This is a genomic window from Chryseobacterium taichungense, assembly GCF_900109935.1.
GTDB lineage: Bacteria > Bacteroidota > Bacteroidia > Flavobacteriales > Weeksellaceae > Chryseobacterium > Chryseobacterium taichungense.
In genome coordinates this window covers 64,351-87,673 of the sequence record NZ_FOBV01000012.1, presented here as the reverse complement: position 1 = coordinate 87,673, position 23,323 = coordinate 64,351, and the positions used below count along the sequence as shown (strand labels likewise).

General features: G+C 32.7%; 22 protein-coding genes and 1 pseudogene. 13 read left to right on the top strand and 10 right to left on the bottom strand.

What is annotated here, in order from left to right; translation table 11 throughout:
- Window positions 1–66: 66 nt before the first annotated feature.
- Window positions 67–996 (bottom strand): ring-cleaving dioxygenase, encoded by a 930-nt coding sequence (locus BMW64_RS19025; protein ID WP_090002043.1) that lies wholly within the window; start codon window positions 994–996, stop codon window positions 67–69.
- A gap of 438 nt (window positions 997–1,434) precedes the next feature.
- Between BMW64_RS19025 and BMW64_RS19020 the strand changes: the two genes are divergently transcribed.
- The 4 genes from BMW64_RS19020 (at window position 1,435) to BMW64_RS19005 (ending at window position 6,564) form a co-directional block, all read left to right on the top strand.
- Window positions 1,435–2,463 carry a methionine ABC transporter ATP-binding protein gene (locus tag BMW64_RS19020; RefSeq protein ID WP_090002040.1) on the top strand — a complete coding sequence of 343 codons (1,029 nt, stop codon included), beginning with the start codon at window positions 1,435–1,437 and terminating at the stop codon, window positions 2,461–2,463.
- The gene (gene metI, locus BMW64_RS19015; protein ID WP_090002038.1) at window positions 2,456–3,112 is read left to right on the top strand and encodes a methionine ABC transporter permease MetI; all 657 of its coding nucleotides are present in this window, start codon (window positions 2,456–2,458) and stop codon (window positions 3,110–3,112) included. The genes BMW64_RS19020 and metI overlap by 8 nt, the downstream gene beginning before the upstream one ends.
- A gap of 177 nt (window positions 3,113–3,289) precedes the next feature.
- Complete coding sequence (metQ, locus tag BMW64_RS19010; protein WP_090002036.1) at window positions 3,290–4,099, top strand: methionine ABC transporter substrate-binding lipoprotein MetQ; 810 nt, start codon at window positions 3,290–3,292, stop codon at window positions 4,097–4,099.
- A 254-nt stretch (window positions 4,100–4,353) separates the two neighbouring features.
- Window positions 4,354–6,564, top strand: a complete 2,211-nt coding sequence (locus BMW64_RS19005) for a glycoside hydrolase family 3 C-terminal domain-containing protein (RefSeq protein WP_394332267.1) — start codon at window positions 4,354–4,356, stop codon at window positions 6,562–6,564.
- A gap of 84 nt (window positions 6,565–6,648) precedes the next feature.
- Here BMW64_RS19005 and BMW64_RS21160 read toward each other — a convergent pair.
- From BMW64_RS21160 to BMW64_RS18990, 3 genes and pseudogenes are all read right to left on the bottom strand, one after another.
- Window positions 6,649–7,624, bottom strand: a pseudogene (locus BMW64_RS21160) (Fic family protein).
- Between the two features lie 40 nt (window positions 7,625–7,664).
- Window positions 7,665–8,414: a metallophosphoesterase gene (locus BMW64_RS18995; RefSeq protein ID WP_090002032.1), complete on the bottom strand. Its 750-nt coding sequence runs from the start codon at window positions 8,412–8,414 to the stop codon at window positions 7,665–7,667.
- Between the two features lie 72 nt (window positions 8,415–8,486).
- On the bottom strand, window positions 8,487–9,878 hold the full coding sequence (locus tag BMW64_RS18990) for an MFS transporter (protein ID WP_090002030.1): 1,392 nt from the start codon (window positions 9,876–9,878) through the stop codon (window positions 8,487–8,489).
- A gap of 142 nt (window positions 9,879–10,020) precedes the next feature.
- Between BMW64_RS18990 and BMW64_RS18985 the strand changes: the two genes are divergently transcribed.
- Entirely contained in the window at window positions 10,021–10,491 is a 471-nt protein-coding gene (locus BMW64_RS18985) for an Lrp/AsnC family transcriptional regulator (protein ID WP_090002028.1), read from the top strand.
- 145 nt (window positions 10,492–10,636) lie between these two features.
- Window positions 10,637–11,272, top strand: a complete 636-nt coding sequence (locus BMW64_RS18980; protein ID WP_090002026.1) for a response regulator transcription factor — start codon at window positions 10,637–10,639, stop codon at window positions 11,270–11,272.
- On the opposite strand, the gene BMW64_RS18975 is transcribed toward BMW64_RS18980, so the two are convergent.
- Both BMW64_RS18975 and BMW64_RS18970 read right to left on the bottom strand, forming a co-directional pair.
- A complete protein-coding gene (locus tag BMW64_RS18975) occupies window positions 11,269–14,214 on the bottom strand; it encodes a sensor histidine kinase (RefSeq protein ID WP_090002025.1) in 2,946 nt (981 codons plus the stop codon). The two genes, BMW64_RS18980 and BMW64_RS18975, sit on opposite strands and share 4 nt — an antisense overlap.
- 245 nt (window positions 14,215–14,459) lie before the next feature.
- Window positions 14,460–14,783: a hypothetical protein gene (locus tag BMW64_RS18970; protein ID WP_090002023.1), complete on the bottom strand. Its 324-nt coding sequence runs from the start codon at window positions 14,781–14,783 to the stop codon at window positions 14,460–14,462.
- A gap of 117 nt (window positions 14,784–14,900) precedes the next feature.
- On the opposite strand from BMW64_RS18970, the gene BMW64_RS18965 reads away from it, so the two are divergent.
- From BMW64_RS18965 to BMW64_RS18960, 3 genes are all read left to right on the top strand, one after another.
- The gene (locus BMW64_RS18965; RefSeq protein ID WP_177175329.1) at window positions 14,901–15,872 is read left to right on the top strand and encodes a DUF4238 domain-containing protein; all 972 of its coding nucleotides are present in this window, start codon (window positions 14,901–14,903) and stop codon (window positions 15,870–15,872) included.
- Between the two features lie 79 nt (window positions 15,873–15,951).
- Window positions 15,952–16,104 carry a hypothetical protein gene (locus BMW64_RS20800; protein ID WP_177175328.1) on the top strand — a complete coding sequence of 51 codons (153 nt, stop codon included), beginning with the start codon at window positions 15,952–15,954 and terminating at the stop codon, window positions 16,102–16,104.
- Window positions 16,104–16,460, top strand: coding sequence for a hypothetical protein (locus BMW64_RS18960; RefSeq protein ID WP_090002019.1), 357 nt, complete (start codon window positions 16,104–16,106; stop codon window positions 16,458–16,460). The genes BMW64_RS20800 and BMW64_RS18960 overlap by 1 nt, the downstream gene beginning before the upstream one ends.
- Here the strand turns inward: BMW64_RS18960 and BMW64_RS18955 are convergent.
- Window positions 16,429–16,752, bottom strand: coding sequence for a hypothetical protein (locus BMW64_RS18955; protein WP_090002016.1), 324 nt, complete (start codon window positions 16,750–16,752; stop codon window positions 16,429–16,431). The two genes, BMW64_RS18960 and BMW64_RS18955, sit on opposite strands and share 32 nt — an antisense overlap.
- A 431-nt stretch (window positions 16,753–17,183) precedes the next feature.
- On the opposite strand from BMW64_RS18955, the gene BMW64_RS18950 reads away from it, so the two are divergent.
- Window positions 17,184–18,557, top strand: coding sequence for a hypothetical protein (locus BMW64_RS18950; RefSeq protein ID WP_090002014.1), 1,374 nt, complete (start codon window positions 17,184–17,186; stop codon window positions 18,555–18,557).
- A gap of 25 nt (window positions 18,558–18,582) precedes the next feature.
- On the opposite strand, the gene BMW64_RS18945 is transcribed toward BMW64_RS18950, so the two are convergent.
- Window positions 18,583–19,068 (bottom strand): hypothetical protein, encoded by a 486-nt coding sequence (locus BMW64_RS18945; RefSeq protein ID WP_090002012.1) that lies wholly within the window; start codon window positions 19,066–19,068, stop codon window positions 18,583–18,585.
- A 71-nt stretch (window positions 19,069–19,139) separates the two neighbouring features.
- Complete coding sequence (locus BMW64_RS18940; RefSeq protein ID WP_090002010.1) at window positions 19,140–20,111, bottom strand: IS1595 family transposase; 972 nt, start codon at window positions 20,109–20,111, stop codon at window positions 19,140–19,142.
- Between the two features lie 629 nt (window positions 20,112–20,740).
- Here BMW64_RS18940 and BMW64_RS20795 point away from each other — a divergent pair.
- The 3 genes from BMW64_RS20795 (at window position 20,741) to BMW64_RS18930 (ending at window position 21,814) form a co-directional block, all read left to right on the top strand.
- The gene (locus tag BMW64_RS20795) at window positions 20,741–20,932 is read left to right on the top strand and encodes a hypothetical protein (protein WP_177175327.1); all 192 of its coding nucleotides are present in this window, start codon (window positions 20,741–20,743) and stop codon (window positions 20,930–20,932) included.
- A gap of 350 nt (window positions 20,933–21,282) precedes the next feature.
- The gene (locus BMW64_RS18935; protein ID WP_228400970.1) at window positions 21,283–21,510 is read left to right on the top strand and encodes a hypothetical protein; all 228 of its coding nucleotides are present in this window, start codon (window positions 21,283–21,285) and stop codon (window positions 21,508–21,510) included.
- Window positions 21,491–21,814 (top strand): transposase, encoded by a 324-nt coding sequence (locus tag BMW64_RS18930; protein WP_090002008.1) that lies wholly within the window; start codon window positions 21,491–21,493, stop codon window positions 21,812–21,814. Before BMW64_RS18935 ends, BMW64_RS18930 begins: the two co-directional genes overlap by 20 nt.
- Before the next feature lie 569 nt (window positions 21,815–22,383).
- Here the strand turns inward: BMW64_RS18930 and BMW64_RS18925 are convergent.
- Window positions 22,384–23,283, bottom strand: coding sequence for a magnesium transporter CorA family protein (locus BMW64_RS18925; protein ID WP_090002006.1), 900 nt, complete (start codon window positions 23,281–23,283; stop codon window positions 22,384–22,386).
- Window positions 23,284–23,323 lie beyond the last annotated feature (40 nt).

Genomic DNA, 23,323 nt, shown 5'->3' with positions numbered 1-23,323 from the left:
TTACTTATTACTTATTACTTATTACTTATTACTAAGATACTTGGTTTGGCAAAGATCGGTCATGATCTATGATAACTTCGGCAACACTTCTTCTATTTTTTCGCGTAATCCTTCGTGCTGTTTTGGAAGCTTTAGGCTTGTTCCCAATTCATTTAACGGTTCATCTACTGTGAATCCCGGATTGTCTGTTGCAATTTCGAACAAAACTCCGCCCGGTTCACGGAAATAAAGTGAATAGAAGTAATCCCTGTCAATTTTAGGCGTAATATTGAGGCCTGCAGAAAGAACTTTTTCACGGAATTCCATTAAAATATTATCATCCTTTACTCTGAAAGCGACGTGGTGGTTGGTTCCTGCAGCGTTTCTTCCTGCTAATAATTTATCATTCTCGATAATGTCAACGATATTTGCTGTTTCTATCGCATCCGTTGCAAAACGATATCTTTCACCTTCCTGTTTATTTAATTCATAACCGAAAATATCCGTTAAAACTTTAATCGTAGGTTCTGCCTTTTTCAATGTAAGTGTTACATTATGAAAACCTTTCAATGCATTTTCTTCTTTAATGTCATCTGTTGTCCATACTTTTCTGTCGTCTGTTGAAGATTCGATAAACTGAAGCTGAAGACCGTCCGGATCTTTAAATGAAATCAGCTTTTCACCGAATATTTCACTTTCTTTCACATTAACATTAAATTGTTGAAGTCTGCTTTTCCAGAAATCAAGGCTTCCTTTTGGAACTGAGTAACCGATATGTGTTGCCAGTCCTGTCCCGTTGGTTCCCTTTCCTATTCCTTCCCACGGAAAGAATGTCAGAATAGTACCCGGTGTCCCTTCTTCGTTTCCGAAATAAAAGTGGTATGTTCCGGGATCATCAAAGTTTACGGTTTTCTTTACCAGTCTTACTCCTAAAACACGGGTATAAAAATCTAAGTTTCTTTTTGCGTTGTCTGCAATCGCTGTGATATGGTGCAGACCTAAAATTCTATTATTCATGTTGTTTAATTTTATATGACAAATGTAGCCTGTTATAAAATCCTGCACATTTAACTAGTTTAATAAATGATGTTTCTGAAAGTAAATTTTCAAATTTCATAATTAGGTTACGAAAACGTTTCATTTAGTAAAAAAAATAAAAATCTAAAAATCAACCTATTAAAAACAAATTTAAAACTATTTCTTAAAAAGTCTACTTTTTTAGTGGACTAATGAAGATTAATATATTATATTTGCAACCGTAAGCAGAATATAAAAAACAATGAATACAGGTTTGAAAAATATTTTCATCAGTCAGCATACCATCAATCATATGATGATGTATTGCTGTATGCCTGAAATAGAGCATTGTGGTGACTGACCTTACTTTTATATGACATATTTTAAAGGCTTTACCACGTTGTAAAGCCTTTTTTTATTTAATGAAGAATCTTAAAAATGATAGAGATCAAAAATATTTCAAAAACCTTTCATCAGAAAAAACAGTCCTTTAAAGCATTGGATAAGATCAGTCTGAGCATCGAAAAAGGTGATATCGTAGGAATCATAGGTTTTTCCGGAGCAGGAAAAAGTACATTGATCCGAACGGTAAATCTGCTTGAAAGACCTGATGAGGGAGAAATAATAATTAACGGAAAAGATTTTACCCAACTAAAATCCAGGGAATTGGCTAAAGAACGGAAAAAAATAGGCATGATCTTTCAGCATTTTAACCTTCTTTCCTCAAGAACGGTTTCTGAAAACGTTGCTCTTCCCCTGGAACTGGATGGTGTGAATAAAACAGCAATTCAAAAAAAAGTCAGCGAGCTTCTCAAAATTGTAGGTTTGGAAGATAAAGCCGGCGATTATCCGAAAAGTCTTTCAGGAGGCCAGAAACAAAGAGTTGCCATCGCAAGGGCACTTGCCAATGATCCTTATCTTCTCCTTTGTGATGAGGCAACAAGTGCACTGGATCCGGCTACGACACTGTCGATTTTGCAGCTGTTGAGAGATATCAACCAGAGGCTCGGCATTACGATACTGCTGATAACGCATGAGATGGAAGTGATCCGCACAGTATGCAACCATGTTGCTGTTATCGATAACGGCAAACTCATTACAAAAGGAACTTTAAATGAAATTATCTCACAAAAAGATCACCCGATCATTAAACAATTTTTAAACTCAGGAGCTATGAATATGCCGCAAGAACTGAACAAAAAACTACAGAAAGAACCACAGGACGGATTATTCCCTCTTGTAGAAGTGGAAGTAAATGAAGAGATCTCTGTTGAACAGCTGCTATCCATTGTATATGATAAATATAAAATTCCTTACAAGCTGTTGAAAGCAGATGTAGAGTATCTGGGAGAAGCCAACTTTGGCAAACTTCTTTTGCAGCTTCAGGGCGAACAGGAGGAAAATCAGCAGGCCATTTATTATTTCAACCAGAATAAAATTCAAAACAGAGTAAGAGGTTATGCTTAGTAATACAGTAATTTCTCTTTTATCAAAAGGAGTCTGGGAAACGGTTTTTATGACATTTGCATCCGGTTTTTTCGGATTTGTTTTAGGTCTTCCGGTCGGGATTCTTTTGTTTTTGACAAGAAAAGGACAACTACTGGAAAATGTGATCTATCATAGAATTTTATCTGTATTGGTCAATATCTTCCGTTCTATTCCTTTTATTATTCTGATTGTCTGGATGATTCCTTTTACGAGAAGTCTGGTGGGAACATCTATCGGTGTAAATGCAGCTTTGGTTCCGCTCAGTATTGGGGCTGCACCTTTTATTGCGAGACTTGTTGAGAACAGTCTGCTTGAAGTTCCTCAAGGGCTCATAGAAACAGCCAGGGCATTAGGAGCAAATCCGATGCAGATCATTCGGAAAATTTTGCTTCCCGAAGCACTTCCCTCTTTGATAAATAATACAACGATCACCTTGATCACATTGGTGGGCTATTCAGCCATGGGAGGCGCTGTGGGAGCAGGCGGACTGGGCCAGATCGGTTATCAATACGGTTATATCGGTTATGATGCGGTCATTATGAATCTCGTTCTGGCTTTACTTGTGGGAATTGTGTTTATTATTCAGTTTTCTGGTGACCGGCTGGCTAAAAGGTTTGATCATCGTTGAATCTACAAATGAAATAACAAGAGTAAATTATTCTTAAAAATATAATGTGAATGTGAAATAGTGTGGTGGCTTTGTTATTCTTTGTCACCCTATGGTAAAGGGCGAATTTCCGGAATACCCTGAGATTAAAACGTTCCGTGATTTTCGCTTTTTTACCATTAAATTTGAAAATTAACAATGAAAAAATTAAAGATTTTTGGTTTACTGACCATAGGAATAATATTATCATCCTGCAATTTCGGAAAAAAAGAGGATCCGAATTACATTAAGGTGGGTATCACTTCAGGACCAGAACAGGAAATTGCAGAAACTGCGAAAAAAGTAGCAAAAGAAAAATACAACCTTGAGGTGGAACTTGTTGCCTTTAATGATTATGTCGTTCCCAATGAAGCGTTACACAACGGAGATATTGATGTCAATGCGTTTCAGCATGTTCCTTATCTTAGTGAACAGTCAAAACAGCGGGGATACAAACTGGCAGTTGTAGGAAACACTTTCGTCTATCCTATTGTGGCTTATTCCAAAAAAATAAAAGATATCAGTAAGCTGCAGAACGGCAGCACCATCGTAATTCCTAATGATCCGACGAACGGTGGCCGCTCATTATTGCTGCTGCAGAAAAACGGTTTGCTTAAACTAAAAGACGGTATAGGCTTATTACCCAAAGTTACTGACATCATCGACAATCCGAAACAGTTGAAGATTCTTGAAATCGAGGCTCCGCAACTGCCCAGAGTACTCGATGACAAAGAAGTCGTACTGGCGATCATTAATAACAATTTTGCTGCACAAGCCGGACTTGATACCGAAAAGCAGGGAATTTTAAAAGAAGATAAAAATTCTCCGTATGTAAATGTCATTGTTTCAAGAGAGGATAATAAAAATTCTGAAAAGGTGAAAAAATTTGTCAAAGCGTATGAGTCTGATGAGGTGGCGAAAAAAGCTGAAGAAATATTTAAAGGTGGCGCTATCAAAGGATGGAACTGAAAATATAATATGATATTGATTTAAAATTCTGTCATTTACTTTTATTTATATGTATGTTTTGGGCATCATTTCAATATTGAAATGGTGTCTTTTTTTTAGATAAATAGTCAGAAATAACCATTTTCTTAAAATTGTATTTTCTCAATTTGAGATAATAAAATAATTTCCTATTTTTGTTTTCAATCAAAAAAAGGCTTCTTATGTTAAAGAAAACCGCCATTGTAAGTTTATTTACTATAATTTCTGCTTCGTATATGGCTCAAAATACCAAAGCAATTCCCGTTTATTTAGACGAATCAAAACCTGTTGAACAGCGTATTCAGGATGCTCTTTCCAAAATGACACTTGAGGAAAAAATTGCGATGCTTCATGCACAGTCGAAATTCAGTTCTCCTGGTGTACCAAGATTGGGAATTCCGGAATTCTGGACGACCGACGGTCCTCATGGTGTTCGTTCTGAAGTAAAATGGGACGAATGGGACCAGGCAGGCTGGACCAATGACTCTATCATCGCCTACCCTGCGCTTACGGCACTTTCCGCAACATGGAACAAAAATATGTCATGGAATTACGGTAAAGCGCTTGGTGAGGAAGCCCGTTACAGAAAAAAAGATATTCTTCTGGGACCTGGAGTTAATATTTACAGAACTCCTCTAAATGGAAGAAACTTTGAATATATGGGGGAAGATCCTTTTTTAACATCAAAGATGGTAGTTCCATATATTAAAGGTGTCCAGTCAAATGGCGTGGCGACTTCCGTAAAACATTACGCTTTAAATAATCAGGAAATGTTCCGCCATACGAGTAATGTGATCATTGACGACAGGACATTATACGAAATCTATCTTCCGCCATTCAAAGCAGCTGTGACAGAGGGAGATTCATGGACAATTATGGGCGCATACGATATGTATAAAGGACAATATGCCAGCCAAAACCAATATCTCCTTAATGATATTCTTAAAAAAGAATGGAACTATAAAGGTGTTGTATTGTCAGACTGGGGCGCTGTCAATAATACAGAACAAGCGATCCACAATGGTCTTGACCTCGAGTTCGGGAGCTGGACAAACGGCTTATCAGAAGGACATTCCAATGCCTATGACAGTTATTATCTGGCACAGCCTTATTTAAAATTGATTAAAGAAGGAAAAGTTGGAACTAAGGAACTTGATGATAAAGTTACACGACTTCTGCGTCTCGCTTACAAGACGACAATGAACAGAAATAAACCTTTTGGAAACATTGCTTCTGAAGAACATAAAGCAGTCGCTAAAGAAATTGGTGAAGAAGGCATTGTCCTGCTAAAAAATCAGGGAAATGTACTTCCGATTGATATTAATAAAGCTAAAAAAATTGCTGTTATCGGTGAAAATGCCATCAAAATCATGACTGTAGGCGGAGGCTCCTCTTCTTTAAAAGTTAAATATGAAACCCTTCCTCTAGACGGGATCAAAGCAAGATTTGGAAAACAAGCTGATGTACAGTATGCAAGAGGCTACGTAGGAGATATCGGCGGCGAGTACAACGGCGTGAAATCAGGACAGAACCTGAAGGAAGATCGTTCTCCTGAAGCTCTTTTGAATGAAGCTGTAGCCTTGGCGAAGTCTTCAGATTATGTAATATTCGTAGGCGGACTAAATAAAGCTGATTTTCAGGACAGTGAAGGCAATGACAGAAAAAGCTACGGGCTACCATATAACCAAGATAATGTAATCTCAGCGTTGGCTAAAGCCAATAAAAATCTGGCAGTGGTACTCGTTTCAGGAAACGCTGTTGCGATGCCTTGGGTAAATGAAGTTCCTACCATTGTTCAGGCCTGGTATCTAGGATCAGAAGCCGGAAATTCCCTGGCCGCAGTGTTAGCTGGTGATGTCAACCCTTCCGGTAAATTACCTTTTACTTTCCCAGTAAAACTTGAAGACAACGCCGCTCATCAACTGGGTGAATATCCGGGTAATAAAGAAGAACTGGCAGCTGGGAAAGGAAAAGATCAGAAAAATCCTATCAATATCAAGTATAACGAAGGTATTTTGGTGGGTTACAGATGGCACGACACTAAAAAGATCAAGCCTTTATTCAGCTTCGGACATGGTTTGAGCTATACTACTTTTGAATTCGGAAAAGCAAAAGCGGATAAAAAAGAGATGTCTCAGGACGACAAAATCACTTTTACGGTTACTGTTAAAAATACAGGAAAAAGAGCGGGAGCCGAAGTAGCACAATTGTATATCAGCGATCTGAAATCCTCTGTTCAGCGACCTACAAAAGAGTTGAAAGGTTTTGAAAAAGTATTTCTGAATCCTGGAGAAGAAAAAGAAGTGACTTTTACGATTGATAAAACTGCCTTAAGTTTCTTCGATGCCGGTAAACACGACTGGGTAGCAGAACCCGGAGATTTTGAAGCACTCATTGGAAATTCTTCTGATGCTATCAAAACCAAGGTGAGATTTACACTCAAGTAGTTTTTTACTTATTTATATTTCTAAAACGTGAATGCCCGGATTTTATCCGGGTATTTTTATTACAATTAATTAACACTAAGCTTATTATTTTTCGCTTAAAAAAGATTTAAACTGATATTCTGTCTTTCTTTGTTCACCGGATTTCATCAAAATTTCCTGATTAACCGCCCATTTAAGATCCCGGCTTGCGGTAGGTGCCGAAATATTTTTAAAATTCTGTAAATAATCTTTCCCGCTGAACTTTTTATCTCTAATTTTCTCTTTGAATAAAAATATTCTGTCTTTTGTACTTAAGTTGATATTTTGAGATTGTAAAACCTGTTCTAAGGATTGTAAAATAATAGACAGCATAAACTCAATGAAATGGGTAGACTGGCCGGCCTTATCAGATTCCGAGAGTTTATTATAATATTCCTGCTGGTTTTCTTTGATTAAACTTTCAATCGGCAAGTACTCGAAAACAGGATATTGCTGCATTAAAATTAATGTCTGCCAAAGTCTTCCTATCCTTCCGTTTCCGTCGGTAAAAGGATGTATAAATTCAAACTCATAATGAAAGACACAACTTTTAATTAATACTAAATCTTTATCATTCTTTAGATATTTAAAAAGATCATTCATTAATCCTTTTACCATACCTCCACCAGGGGCAAGATGTTCCACTTTTTGAGCCTTTTACTATTCCAACGTTAGTCGTTCTAAACTTTCCCGGATTTTTTACCAGGTTTTTCATTAATATTGAATGTGCTAATTCTAAATCTTTAATATTATTTGGATTGAAAATTTTCAGATCCTTATATACTTCAATCGCATTCTGAACTTCAAGAATGTCTTTTGCAGGAGCAATAATTCGTTTATTATCTAACAGAGCGGTTATTTGCTCTTCCGTAACGGTATTTCCTTCAATTTCAAGCGAAGACTGAATGGTTTTAATCCTGTTCTTTTTTCTGAGTTCAGTATTGGGTTTATAAAGATGATTCTCATTAATTTCTCCTATTTTCTCGGAAATAGAAGCAATAAACTTTAATATCTTTTCTGTTACAATATAAGGCGATCTCAAAATGTTATAGTATCAAATGATAGTATCAAATATAGTATTTTTAATTGATTTCAATAATTAATTCCTTCTCATATCCGTTGTACTTCTCGCTAATATATCCATGTGGATTACAGATAATTTCCGTTTCTCCAATTTTATACCTGGAAGGAGTATGTATATGTCCATGAATCCAGCATAAAGGCTGATATTGGCTAATAAGATCTTCCAGATCTGAAGCATATGCCGATGTCAGCGGATCTTTTTTGAAATGCTCCGGTACAGATTTAATACTGGGAGCATGATGTGTAACAACAATATTTTTAAAATTTTTAGAACATTCCAAGCTGTCCTCAAGCCATACTCTGGAAATCTGATGGATTTTAAAGATGTCGATCGATCGCATTTTTGAATATGAAGGATCACGCCTGATCTGCTTATAATCATTCATTCCATTCTGACACAGAAATCCATAATATCGAGGATCTCCAAATAGCGAGAAATCAGTCCACAATGTACTTCCATGGAATCTTATACCATCCATATCTACGCTGGAATCTTCCAGTACAAATACATTAGAATTTTTAGCCGCTTCTTTAATTTTATTTAATGTTTTAGGATATGAACCTTTATAATATTCATGATTTCCCAAAACATAAATCACAGGTTTATTTTGAATTTTAGTTTTAATCCATTCAATCCCTTTAGTTCCAAGATTTACATCACCCGCCAACACAACAACATCAGCCTTGTCAAAAGACAAGTCTGTCATTCCAAACTCCTGGTGTAGATCACTAATAATCTGCAATTTCATATGGCTAAAATAAAAAAAGAACCGATACTTTCAGATTAACTCCATTAATTTTTTTTTAAACTAATATCTTTTTTAGTATGATTCAGCAGTCATTTTAGCTTTATTCACCTTTACATTTTTAATAATAAAATAAAACAATGTGCTCAATGCAAACAATGAATATCCCAACAAAATAATCAGACTTAAGTTTCCAACTGCCCATTCTGAAGGAAAAAACTGACTCATCAATGTCATAAAAGATAATCCAATACCGGCTCCCAAAAAGTAGCTTGTAGAGCCCACGCTGGCTGCAACTCCATAATCCGAAGGGTTTATCTCCTCAATTCCAAGCACCGAGAGTGCCGTAAAACAAAATGTCATTCCTATTCCTGAAATACAGGCAGCCGCCATTAAAACAAGCATTAAAGGATGATCGATATATATAGCAATCAACAGCAACAGAGATCCACTGAACATAAAAAGCCATCCAAAAACTGCCATCTGAGCAGAATTCAATCTCTTTGAAATATGAGGCAGAATAAATTTTGCGACTAATGCCGACATTATGCTAAAGGGTACCAATAGTAATCCTGCTTCTGCCGCGCTATAATTCATATCTTTCTGCAGCATCAGCGATATAAGAAATAAAAAACCGATAAAAAATGCTCCTAATGCTAAAAAACTCAAACTGGAAACTTTTAATGACCTGTATTTCATTAATGATAAATTGATCAAAGGCTGAGAAACCGTTTTTAAGCGATAAAACAGAATCATTAACAATAAAATAGCAATGAACAGTGAAGATATGATCATTAATGGATTTTCCTTAATGTGAATTAATTCATGCGTTCCGTAAGTAAGGCTCAGCAATCCCAATACCAGTAAAATACCTGATAAAAAGTCTGTTTTGTATGATTTTTCTGATACCTCATCTTTAGGCAGATAATAATAAGCGAAGATCAATGCCACTGCAAGAACAGGAACATTAATGAGGAAAACCCAGTGCCAGCTCAAATAAGTACTGATAATTCCTCCCAACGACAGACCGCTCCCGGAACCGATGGCTGCAAATGAACTGAAAATCCCGACAGCTCGGTTTCTTTCCTGATCTCCTGTAAAAGTATTGGTAACAATCGACATTGCAGAAGGCATGATGAAAGCTGCGCCCAACCCTTGTAGTGCCCGGAATACCGCAAGCGATTCAAAGCTGGAGGACAATCCTGCTCCTAAGGAAGTCAGCATAAAAATAAATGAACCTAAAAGAAAAATTTTCCTGCGCCCAATCTGATCAGAAAGCTTTCCGCCGATGATCAAAAATCCTCCAAAGAAGAGCACGTATAGCGTCTGAAGCCATTGTACAGTTTCGGCACCGATACCAAATTGCCCCTGAATGGATGGAATGGTAAGATTTACAATGGCAATATCCAAAGCTTCTACAAAAGTTCCAACGGACGCAAGGATCAATATCATATTTTTTCTATCCATATAGGTTATTTATTCTACAAAATTAAAATAGTAGAACGTATATAAAAATTATATATTAATTTTGGAACATTATTAATAATTTAATCTCAAAATAAGAACAAATATTCTTTTGTTAAATTTAAAACCAAATTAAACAGAACATATGACTACCGAAAATTATATTCCGGATGAAAAAGACCTTGCCATCCTGAGAATTTTACAAAAAGATTCAAAATTGAGTGTTCGTGATATTGCAAACAGAATCAATCTGAGCCCCACTCCTACTCATGAACGTATAAAAAGAATGGAAAGACAGGGAATTATTAAAGAGTATACAACCGTTGTGGATCGTAAAAAGGTGAATAAAGGAATGATGGTAATTTGTATGATTGCATTAAATGTGCATAATAAAAAAACAGCCGGAAAATTTATCGAAGAAGTCACAAAACTCAAAGAAGTGACTGAATTTTATAATATCAGTGGTGATTTTGATTTTATGCTTAAAATTCTTGCTCCGAATATGGACGAATTTCACGAATTTTTTGTTAATAAATTATCTGAAATCGAAGGAATCGGGCAGACGAAAAGTATTTTTGTGATGAACAGCATTAAGGAAAGTGCTCAGATTCTGTAAATTGGAAATATTCACATTGGTTTTAATAATTCACCCGTTTGTAAAAACACATCTATTTAAGGTAAATACAAAAAATTTCACAATTTTGTTTTAAAAAAAATATTAATATATTTGAATTATATAAAACATGATGAAAACTATATAAATGGAAACCAATAATAAAAACGTATTAGTAATAGATGATCACAGTATTGTAAGACAGGGTATTTTTCTTCTTGTGAAAAAACATTTTTTAAATGTAACTATCTTTGAAGCATCAACACTGAATGAAGGAAGATCGATTATAAAAAACGGAAATATAGATTTTATTATCCTGGATATTAATTTTCTTGAAGGAAACAGCTTAAGTTTTGTTGAGAACCTGTCTATAGAGTACGGCGACAGTATAAAAACACTGATATTCTCGGCTCTTGAAGAGAGCATCTACGCTTTTAAATTTATTAAGGCCGGGGCCAACGGCTTCCTCAGTAAACTTTGCGAACAGGAAGAGATAATCCATGCCTTCAGCAAGTTTTTTGAGTCCGGGAAGTATATGAGTGATGATCTTAAAGAAAGACTTCTCGAAAATATGATCCGGAAAAGCGGTGCCACTCCGATTGAATTGCTGTCCTTACGGGAGCTGGAAATCGCTCGGCTTTTGGTATCAGGTCTTTCAAACAACGAGATCGCATCCAAGCTTTATATTCATAAATCTACGGTAAGCACCTATAAAAACAGAATTTTTGAGAAACTGGGAATTACTAATATTCCGGCACTTCTGAATTTTTTAAATGTCAACTAAATGGTAAAGCTAAGGGTAATTTTCGTCCCCTGCTCTTTTTTACTTTCAATATTAAATGTCACATCGATAAGAGGTAATAATTCTCTAATAATTTTCATTCCCAATTGTTGACTGTTAAAGCTTTCAGTATCGTTAATTTTACAAAGTTCTTGTTCAGACATTCCTATGCCGGTATCCTCGATGACAAGATGAAACCGGCATTCATCTTTGATGCTATAAATGTAAATGAATCCATTATTAGTGTACTTCACGGCATTATCCAGAATATTGTGGATCACAATGCTCAGCACATCAGGATTGCTCACCACCGTATCCTCGGCATTAATATTATTCTGTATCTGGATAAATTTAAACTCTGCCGCATTTAAAAACAGGCCAGTTCTCTGTGTCATAAAGTCTCTCAGTACAATATTTTCCCTGGATTTATAATTATCATAAACGAAAATCTTATTGTATCTGATGGTAGAATCAATAAAATCAAGAATCTGTGCTGAAGACTCTTTAATTGAACTTATGACTCTTTTTTCATACACCGAGTCGTCTAAGCTGTCCAATAAAATTCCCGTACTGATATTAATGAAATTCATCGGGCTTCTGATATCGTGGCTGATGGCAGCCACAAGCTTTTTCTTGCGTGAAAGCTGCGCATAAAGTTCTTCCCTTGTTTTTGAAAGAGAGTCTATGGTTTCGTTCAGCTCTGCGGTACGTTCATCAATTTTTTCGTTGAGGATAATGGCTTCTCTTTCCGCCTGTTTCAATCTTAAAGTGTAGATGAGATAAAATGTGAGAAGTACGAGGATGGCCATTGAAATTTTAAAAGCGTCCGTTTCCCAGAAAGCCGGCCGCACATAGATATTCAGTGTTTTGTAGTTGTATCGCGATGAGAAGTTTTTTAGTTTTCTGACCTGAATATCGTGTTTCCCTTTCGTCAATGCGTTAATGTTGATAATCCTGTTGTCGGGAAGCGGCTGCCAGCCATGATCGTCTATCTTATAATCAATATAATTATTGCGTTGATTTCCAAAGTTTACAAAATCCACAAAAATCTTTAAGTAACCAAAATTTCTTTCAAGATTTAAAATTCCGGAAACCGTTTTCTCTTTTTCATTGATCGCAATCCGGTCGATAAAGAAATCCTCAGCAGGAAGCAGCGGAAATGCCTTTTTTGTATCGATATATACCATGCCGTTCATGGAAGGAAATATGACATATCCATTATTGAACACTCCGTTATTGTTTGCCCCACCATTAAACTCCGAGGTCAGCAGGCCATCTCTCCGGGTATACTTATGAATATAAAAGTTATGATTCCCGTTTAAATAACTGTTGATTAAATCCTGCTTTCTAACCTGAAAAAGGCCGTGATTCGATGACAGCCAATAAAAACCCCTTTTGTCATCGATTACACTATGAACCGAAGATAAAATTTTCTTTTGATGCCGAGGTTTATAGACTTTTCCTTCCTTGTAAAGGTAAAGCCCTTTTCCATAACTTTGTACCCAGAAAAATTCATCTCCATTATTATTGATGCTTCTGAAACTGGTGCCGGATATAAGGGTATTAAATTTTCTTTTCTTTTCGTTAAAAATAAAAAGCCCCTCGTTTGCCGCCAGAAGAACTTCCTCGTCATTGATCTTTGCAATTCCTTTGATGCCAATTTTCGTATTAAAAAACACCTCCTTGGCAACTTTACGGTCTTTTATCAGAACGTAACCCAATAGATTCCGGTCTTTGTAGAGCAAAGATAACCACACCTTACTTCCAAACGTGTTACTGATACAGTATATCGAGGAATTATTGGTAAAGTCCCTTATCATTTTTGTTTTGGGGCCAAACCGTAAAAATAGAGCGTGCTCGCCTTTCAAGAGAAACTCTCCAGGGTTGTCCAATGGGACAATTCCATACTTATCAGTACCTGGACTTGAAACCGTTTTGATATAACCGTTAATATCAAACATATCTCCTTCACTCGTTAAAACTCTTCCCAAACCATTATTCGTAAGCGAATGAAAAATACTTTTATCAGGGGTAATATGTGGATAAATAAACTTTTTTCTGATCACTAACAGGCCCTTTGAAAAAGTACCTACACAGAGTGTCTTTGTAGATTCATCATAATACATCTTGAAAATATCGAGATTCCGAATCGTTTTACCGTTATAGATCAGATCAGTAGTAATCTGATTATTATAATAACCTATAAGGTAAATCTTATCATCATTCCTCAGCAACAGCTGTTTGTTAGGTATATTGATAAAATAATCAAAGTTCTTCGCCACCTTTAGTCCCGTTTTATACTGCTTTACCTGCCCATTTTGATCTATTTTTTCTACAGACGAGCCATCTTTCAAATAAAACAGCTGGTCTCCCAGTAAAAAATAACGGTAGAAAAGCCGGTCATCAAATGTACCAACATATCGTCTTTTTTCATGATCCTGATAAAAAAGCTTATTGTAATCCAAATAGTAAGATTTGTTTTTCGAGATAAAATAAAAAAGTTTTATTCCCGCTGAATCTCTTGGAACCCACCTGTTTAGCTTCCAGAGATTTCCATTGCCACGCAGCATCAGATCTTTAAAAACAGGAGACTTCGGATCTGTGATGACGGAATAGCCTCTATTTGTAATCAGGGAAGGGATTCCCCCACTATTATAAAAGGTAAACAGCCAATCATCCTCTGCACATCCGTCAATCATCAGTGTTCGGTTCTCTACCGACGGAATACCGATGTCATGTACCAGAAAATTGTTGCCATCAAACCTCACAATACCATCTTGGGTGGAAAGCCACAAAAAACCATACTTATCTTTAACAATTGACATGATGGAATTCTGGGGAAGTTTACTATTGTCGGCATCATACCACTTTTCATAGTACTCATCCGGCTGCGCATACAACGGACTGAAGAAAACAAAGCAAAGCAATACCCAAAAATAATTCATACCAAAAAAAAATAAAATAAGATAATGATATACTAGTTAATACCAAATTAATTAAACAACTTATATAATTAAAATAGCACCCAAACTTGGTGCTATTTTAATTTAGATAATGCTGTACCAGATTTAAATTTAAGAGCTCTAATTAGAGCTTTTAAATTTAGTCGGAATATTTCATTTCACCAACTTTAATAAATTCAATATTTACTTTCTAGAGTGAAAATTATTTTCAATGAAATTAGCCAATATTAATCTTTGGATTTATTTTGTTTTCTTAAATAATCAATGCATTGTTTTTCATAAAGCGTAAAATAACTATCAAATAGGTTCACAAAATCAAAATCTTTATATTGATCTTTAATCTCTTGTGGTTGTGTAATAGAATGGATTGGATAAAATACTTTTTTAAGATTGTCATAGAGAGAATATTTTTCTACTTCAATCATTTTATATAACTTCTCTATATCACTACTATTATCTGTAAAAGTCTTAATTACTAAAAAGCTTTCATTTACAACTTCTAAAGCCTCTTTACTAAAAATATCAAAGTTGCTTGGGTATGAGTTTTCCATTTATTTAATTTTTACTAAAATACAATTTTGTCATATGAATTAAACAAAGTTCTTAAATTTAATATCGTCATTTAATTTAGTTGAAATAATTTCTAAATTTATATGCAACTATTTCAAATGGAAAAAGAAACTCATATATACCAACACTATATTCCTGAATGTTATCTAAAAAATTTCACTTTAGATGATAAAGGTCTTCTTGTTTACAGAAAAGGTAATAATGGTAAAGTTTTTCCACAGTCAATATCTAATGTTGCAGGCATTAAACGATTATATGATGTAGATGATAAATTTTTACAAGAAGAATTTAAAGGTCAAAATAAATTTATAGAAACAGAAGTTTTTGCAAGTACTTTCGAACCTATTTTAAATGATTTGCTTCATAAAATAAGTGAATTATGTGAAAATTGGGATAAAAAAAATATCTACAATAATGTTTTGAATGAAGTTGAAAAAGATTATTTTGCAGAATTGATTGCGGTACAATACATAAGACATCCAAATTTTATTTATAAATTTTGGAATCTTCATAAAGATACTTATACTAAAAGATATGATATAATTACATCTTTTTTGAGAATAATTAATCCTAATCTCAAAAAGGCAACAAATGAAAAATTAGAATTTGACGAGAAAGCATCTTCAGCATTACATTCAAATTTTATTTTAGATAATGAATGGAGATATATTATTCAAGGACAATTATCAAGTAAAATATGGATTTTCTATTATACTAAAGATAATGTATTGTCATCTGATAACCCAATCTTATTAAAACCTCATATTAAAGTCGAAACCTCTTTCATCGAAGGTTTTGGTAAAAAGGGTGTCGAAATAATATTTCCTATAAGTAAAAATCTAATTTTAACTATTTGGGACGATGAATATTTTTCTAATAAAAAAGATTTACATAATAGTATTCAATTTTTAAATTCTAAACAATTAAGAGAATATAATCTATATCAATATTGCTTTTCAAATTATGAAGTTTATTCAGCTATAAACGATTTTGATATTATTAATAAATTTGTAGAATTAAATAATGGTGTAGATTACTTCTCTTCAAAACCAAAAATCAATGTTCATTAATTTAGATGTCTATATAAACGTTAAGCTTTTAAAAGTTAGCTATTAACAACTGTTTATATATATTCTAAATTCAATTATTATGAAATCATTAAAAGAATTCATCGCAGAAAATTTAGAAAATATTACTGTTCCCACTGTTCAAGAAAATACCGAAAAAAAGGTTGACGAAAATTCGTCTGAAAAAACTGTTACAGAAAATGCAGAGGTTGAAAAAACTGAAAAAGATGAGTAATGGAAAAAATACATACTTATCATTTGGAAAAACATAAAGTAGATATTGACATTATTGAATTTGAGCATCAACATTTTTATCTAAAAGTTTCTCAATTAGAAAGTATATTAAATGTTACTTTTGATAATTGGTTAGAAACTAAAGAATCGTTAAAGCATTCTAAAGCAGAATTGTATTATGATCAATATGGTTATCAATCAGCAAATCAATATATAAAAGATATTGTTAAAAATTATTTTGATGGTGAAATAATTTGTTCTGATGTACTAATATTTATTTACATAAATAATTTCGATTCAGAGCTTTATAGTGAAATTTGGAAAATTATCGATTTTCTAAGGAATCAATATAATTAATAATTCTTAGAAATTCTTCATCATTAATTTTGTATACAACTTTTTCATATGATGTTTGATTTTCAGAATAAACTAAAACATCAAAATCCTCATTTGTTGGATCAATCTTTAGTTGTTGTTCAGAACGAATGGAGAAAATTACAGAAGGGTGGATATTTACAAAATCATCATTGCCTTTTGACCAGTAAGCGAAATCATTTATTTTATGACGAAAATCAAATATATCAAAGGCATTAGTATTTCTTACCAGATTTCTTAGTTTTAATAATAATGCATATTTATTATGAATCATGATTACTTCGTCTTATTTTTCGCAAAAGTACAATTATAAAAGTCATTAAACAATCCGTATTTTTACGGAAATAGATATTGAAGTTCGATTTTAGTTTATAATAAACCCTCTAAAATAGAGGGTTTTGCGTTTTTCAGCCTTAAATCTTTTTTATATATTTGCATAAATATCCTTTATAAGGTATTTGTATTATTAAAAATAAAATCATTCTGTAAGGAATGTAAAATAAATCGTGCTAATTGCATTATTGCTAACCTAAACTACCACAACGAAGTTTTCGAACTTCATCTTTAAAAGCAAATAATGTATATAAGGTACGCCATTTTGGCGTGGCTTGTATCATTGCTTTTAAGGGTGTGGTAGCCCTTGGTTAACGTGGTACAATGCCCACGCTTTATTTTTAAGCATTTATTAACCAAAACTACCACACAATGAAATTTGAATTCTCTACATTCAAAACAGTAGCATCATGTTCTATTTTGATGCTAACAAATCTCTCTTTATCAGGACAAGAAAAACTTATAATCGATGATGAAGTCGTCAGCAAAGTAAAAATTAATAATAATGAGGTTAGCGTCATAATCATGAAGGAAATTGATGATTATAATCTAGTTAAAGGCAAAGTAATGACTCATCGATATTCTATGTTTTTGAACTCAAAAAATGATTATAAAGAATTTTATGATGAATATATCAATAGTAAAAAATCTCACAATATAAAATACGACAAAAGAATTGAAATTATTAATTTACTAAATACTTATCTAAATGAAAAAGATGATCGATTACTTGATAAGGCTGCTAAATTAGCAAATGAATTAAATTTAAAGTTTGAAATTGATGACAAATCATCGACCTACGCTGGTTGGGGTGTTAAACCTAAAAAGATTCTATATATTAAAAAAGAAAATAAATATGCATCTAAATCCATGTTAAAAGAATACATGGATATTTTATCATTACAAACTGTTAAGAATGAGGATGGACAAATGCCTGATTCAGCACAAAGATATTTACGCATGGTGGAAGAAGAAAAATCATTAACAGAAGAATATAAATATGAAGACGCATTTGTAAAATCAACAGACAAATTAAAAAGAACAGCTTATTTTCAAGATTCTGAAAAAACAATTTCAAATTTTTCAACAATAAAAGGTACTTATGATGTAATTTCAAAATACATGACAATAGCAAGGGAAACCATTGAGGGTAAGTTTTTAGAGAATGAAGTTTCTGATAAAATTTTTGAAGAATATGGTCAAGATGGAGAAGGCTCGATTTTAATTAAGAATTCTGAAAATAATTCTTACTATTTACTTTCTCATGAAATATATGACAGGATACGAACAAGCAATTTTGCGAATGAAGGAATAGCAATTGCTAAAAAATTTGGATATACAATATATGATGATAAAGGTTATAAATACATTAAAACCAAATATTACGACATCTCTTGTAATGGATCATTAAGTAAGATTTTGCAAAAAGACCAAGATTATCTTAAAAAACTTGATATTTGGTTTGAACAAAGAGAAGCTATTAGAAAGCAAACCATACTTATGATTCCTAAATTAGATCATTATGTAAGATTATATAGAATGCAAAGAAATAGAATGTCTAAAGCTGATATTTCAGCATGGACAACCCTAACAAAATCAGCTAATCTTTTGAATAAAAAACAAGTTGATTTAAATGATAAATTATTTGGTTGGACTGATCGTAATGATTCGGATAAAAATTACTATAAATATTCAGATGATTTTATAAACTATTTAAGTGCTTCTAAAGGAGTTTTAGGAATATAATTGAAATCCGGCAATGCCGGATTTTTTATTTAATATGTTTAACAAATTCGATTAATGTTTGTCTTTTTTCTAATTCTTTAAATGAATCTATAAATTCAAAGATTCGTTTCCTATCTTCATCAATAATAGCATTACTATTAATACCATTATAATTCAATGGTGAATAACGTATAAAATATTTGTTTTTTCGTATTATTAACGTCACTTCAAAACTTACTAATTTTCTATAATATATATTGTATGAAATTTCACATGTTTTATTTATATAATCAAATACGTCAGGTAAACCCTCTAATGTGCTTGAAAAATATTCATCATTATTATAATCCCTAAAATGTTCTTTTATAGCAGTATTAAATTTTTCTAAAATACGATTTTCTGTAAATTCTGACATTCGTTTAAAATATGGTATAAATTTACCCAAAAATTTAAAAAAATTAAGTTTAAATACAAGAAATTTATAGTCTACAAATACTTTTGCTTTTCTATAGAACAAATTTAATTTAGACATATATTAAGTTTAATTAATTAAACTCAAACAAGTATAAGTTAAACGTGTAAATCAACAGTTAAACAACTACGTTAAGCTATTAGATTCTCATAAGTAATTCGTTCCTCAAATGCACAATATAAAGCAAAGTTAAATCTATTGCCTTCATCAAAATCCTTAGTATTATATCTAAAGGAAAATTCATCACAGTAAAGTTGTAAATGTTTTGGACTGACTGAATGATAAATACCAAGAATTCCACGTTTTAATAAACTCCAAAATCCTTCAATACTGTTAGTATGATAGTTATCTTTGACGTACTGACCTCTAGTATGAGGTATACTTTTATGTTCGTAATGTTTGTGTACTTGTGAATAACCTCGCCAACCATCACTAACCACAATAGAACCTCTTTTGACCATGTTTTTAATAATCGTTGTGAGAGTTTTCCCTTTTGTATTAGGAACAATTTCTGTGGATACTTTTCCATTGCTTAAAAGACCAAATACAACAGCTTTTGTTTTAGTACTTCGACCCTGAGTATTTTCTACTCTTTTTTGCCATGATTTTTTATGATTTTTACCACCTATATAAGTCTCATCCACTTGAGTGTCACCATCAAAACTTTTAACTTTTTCCGAACGTAATGAATGTCTGATTCTTGAAAGCATGAACCATGCAGTTTTCTGCGTTACACCAATATCTCTTGCAAGTTGATGGCTACTAATACCTTTTTTGTGGGAAGTGAAAATATAGATTGCATAGAACCATTTCCTAAGCGGAATTGCTGAATTTTCGAACATCGTTCCAATTTTCACATTAAAATTTATTCTACAATCTTTGCATTTATAAATACCATTGAATTCACCATTCTTTTTTAATTTGTAATGATCAGGTCGTTCACTTAAACAATTAGTACATATTGGGTCTTTGTACCAAAGTAAGTCTTCAAGATATTCTCTACATTTCTGTTCTGTATTAAATGATTCCATCATATTCATTATAGAATCTGTAGGGTCAGTAAATCCAAGGTTGAAAAGCTTTGTTACTCTGTGAATTATCATATTTTATTAGTATATATAAATTTAATAAAAAAGATCGAGGCTGAACAATGCTGAGGAAAAAATTTTTATGATTTTTATCTTGTTTTTAGTTTGATTTTCAGTTGGTTGTAGCTTATTATTTGACGGTTTCAGGAATAAAAAACAGCATCAAAGATTGATGCTGTTTAATTTTTGAAATATTGTTTAATTATTTGGTATTAACTAGTATATTATTATCTAAAATAATATAGCAATTAGCTGTAATACTAGTACTACACGGAGTAGTATAAATACTTATCAAATATTGAAAAAGTATTACACATTTTATCTTTTCATAGAAATAACTTTGTGCATGTAGATATTACAGCTAAACAAACAGAATAATTACTGTAAACTCTATATCAAAAATACATTTTTTATGACATTATATAAATAATAAAAACAGTAAAAATTATAATGCTCCATGAAAAATAAATTAAAATTGAAAGATGACCTAAAAAAACAGATGATAAGAGAAAATTAAACTTCGTAATCCGAGTCTTCGATGACCTGTTAAGAAGTCGGTCACTTAAAGGTCATCTTTGATACGGATAAAAAATTGATAGAAATTAATGGATAAGAAATAGTTAACTACAATATGATAAGGTTTTATGAAAATATTATATAATCTAAGAAAAAACATTATGATTTTCACAGCCTCCTTATCGCAAGTTTCTAAAAAACCGCATCAAAGGTATACGAAGCCTGGAAAAACCAAATATATAGGCAAAAGATCTGAAAATGATCAAAACTCAAATATAAATGAAGAAGATGTAAAGTTGCAAGATTCTAAAAACACATAATGATTATTAAGGTTCAGAGTTTGCAGAGAATCATCTCTGCAATTCTGAAACCAAAAAAGCAAACACAAACTCATCATACAACAGCACATTGATGAAAAAAAATAGCTTAAAGATAACCCATATAAAGTGAAGAATGTTTCTTTAAGAAAGTTTTGAGGTGCACTTCCAAACGGTTTTATAAGTTTTAGCATATAAGGAATGCATTTATGCGGAACGGTGGAGATTAATTAGAAAAACTTCGTTCCGCAACTCAAAACCAGATTTTTTCAAAAATAGATAACACAAAAAATAAGGATTGTAAATTATAGAATACAAATAGAGGCAGGGGCAACAAAAAAAGATCAGCCATCGTGACAATTAAAAAATTAAAACTTCAATATCAATTTCTTTTTGGCAAAACCAAAAAGGAAGTTTCCTTAGAACTTGGTCTTGAATACAATTATTATCCGTCTGATGTCTGGTTTTATGAGCTAGCCATAACATTTTATTTTAGAAAGACAACTCTGGTCATTTTTTTTAAAGAAGGTGTTGTTACAGATATCAGTATAAAAAAACATTATGGAAAGATCATTACCTAATTACAAAAAAATCTACGAGGACATCATCAGCAAAAAATGTCCGGAAAAATATGAGCAATGCGCATCGTTATTGAATAAGAGTGAAATTTCAACAATGGATGTCTTATATCTGAATGAAGTCGTTTTTGGTAAGACAAAAGAATCAGAAATCATCAACCGAAAACACAAAAGTTATGATCATGAATCTATTATTAAGATCCTTGATTATCAAAGGAAGAATAAACTTACTAATATTCAGGTATCCAAGCAATTTAACTTATCCAGAAACACAGTAAGTAAATGGAAAAAGGAATTTTCTTATTGAAAAATAATTTACATATTATAATAATTTTTTTACTGAAATAATAATAGATTTGATATAGCCTTACAGAACAGATTCTTTACTTTCAAATAGTTTATCAGTACAATCAGAGTTTCAGCGATGTACACAAATAGTTTAGAATGTAAAATATCCATTCACTTTATATTTATATTTTACCGGGAATAATTTTGGTTGATAGTTAATGTACCCGCTGTTCTAAAAGGCTTACTAGAACACTATTCCATCAGGAAGTAAGAAGAATGATCTAAAAAATACATGAATTTTATAAATAATTGTAAGATCAAACCGTGGTTTTATATCTAAATTTTAAATAAAAATTCTTTTACTAAGATCGTTAAATTCAATCTCAAAAAATTTGAAATTCGATAAGCAAAGTTAATAAAGATTAAAAATAATTTTTGGGCTCTTCTTTGTCAAATTTTCATGTCGTAAATGGATTCTTTAATTCAAAATTGATTCTGCACAAGGTTTCTATATAGTTTAATATACATCGTCTGGATTAAGGACAAAGTTCTATTAAAAAAAAGATCCAGCTCAAAATATCACTGTAATCACCACTGTTTTCTTCTGGCATAAATAAAGGTACATATCACAACCACAGCCATCAATCCGAGCGTGAAGAAATATCCGTTTCTGTGATGCAGCTCGGGCATATTGTCGAAATTCATTCCGTAAACGCCGGCAATAAAAGTGATCGGTAAAAAATAAACAGAATAGATGGCAAGCACTTTCATGACCTGATTGGCCTTCTGATCCGATAACGCCAGAAACATGGAGATAAGGTTGGTGATTTGGATGTTCAGATGTTCAAAATCTGCCACTACATCTTTATGCTTGTCTTTTAAATCAAAAGTCTCCGAGTCCTGTAAATCTAAGAGCTTAAACTTTTCGATGGCATCAGTAGAAATGGTAAGCACTCTTGAGTTCAATCCTGATTTCCTTTTGAGCTTATACAATCTTTTGATCTGGTTGGTATGATTGGTATTTTTAAGGAAGATTTCGTTTTCAATATTATCCATTGTTTCAAACAGACTTATGGATTCATCATCAAAGCTTTTCATGATCAGCAGCGCGATTCTCAGTGCGATATGATCGGCTGTCGTTTCGGTGGTAAGCAGAGAAAGCTGTTTTCTTGTTTCAGAAAGGCTTTTTGTTTTCATGCGGTGAACGGTAATAATCGTTCTGTCCAACAGGAAAATACCGATTTTGGTACTAATGTCACTGATCGTATTGAGGTTTTTACGTTCCAGTTCCGTGCTTTCACGCAATAAAAAGAACTTTACATCGCCGTCCTGTTCGTACTTGGGAAGATGGTTCGGATCCAGGGTGTCTTCGAGAAGAAGGTTATTGATTTCATATCTTTCATGTAAGAATTTAAGGTCTTCCGCGGACGGAGCTTCCACATCTACCCATTCGCACTGGGAGTCTCTGTAAATTGTCTCAATTGGCATATAGTAAAAATAGTAATAATTTGAAAAACTATGTATTAAA